Raw genomic sequence first — 886 nt, forward strand, 5'->3', positions numbered from 1 at the left:
CTCCACACGTGTGACCCGCAAGGCTTGGTGCATTGCAGGTGATGAATGGAGCCGTGGCATTCGTATATGGAATTGACAGAAAAACCAGCCGCTTGAAAGTGGCCATCAATGTTGCTCTCCACACGTGTGACCCGCAAGGCTTGGTGCATTGCAGGTGATGAATGGAGCCGTGGCATTCGTATATGGAATTGACAGAAAAACCAGCCGCTTGAAAGTGGCCATCAATGTTGCTTGTGAAAACATGGCACCCTCGGTCCAACTTACCACCCCAAGTCTTGAGCAATCCAAATCCTGGGTGTGGTGGGGTTTCACGATACAGCTTGAGCCGATGCCCATAGAACCCCCATGCGGTAGCAGGATCGTCCTGGAATGCCTCGGGCGAGGCGATGTCCTGAAAGGACTTTTTTGCAAGCGCCAGTGCTGGGTATGCCTTCCAGAATCCATTGACTCCGCGAAAGTCCGGAAGGCCGGAATCAACGCCCATACCAGCCCCTGCTGCAATGATGATCGCATCAGCTTGAGAAATCAGTCTGGCCGCCGACTCGACCAGTTCGCGCAGGTTTGGTTCGAGTGTCATGGAAAATCGCTGGAAGTGAATGAATGTCTACGAAGGCGGGTTCCATGTCCCAACCTGATTTTGACATCAGCAGCACGCCGTAGTCTGAGTACGCTCCTGCATCTCGTGCGGGCATCAGTCTGCTTCACCATCACCAGCGCAACTGCGCCTGGCTCACCATTCTCAAAGTCCGCTCCTGGCCGAGGCTGTGTGGAAACGCCCTCGTCGCGCCAGTATGCCGAACTCTCATGCTGTCGATGCCTTGGTGGGCCTCAATAGGCAGCCAGTAGGCGGTCTGTCGAGAATGACTGCGTTTGATGTGCACTGGAG

General features: G+C 54.9%; 1 protein-coding gene. It reads right to left on the reverse strand.

The genetic code is table 11. The features are described from left to right. Positions 1 to 577 (reverse strand): SIR2 family NAD-dependent protein deacylase (locus AC1DXX_RS33360; protein WP_478138478.1); only part of this gene is annotated, 577 nt, incomplete at its 3' end. Positions 578 to 886 lie beyond the last annotated feature (309 nt).

It is taken from the genome of Variovorax sp. P4_B10 (assembly GCF_056402375.1).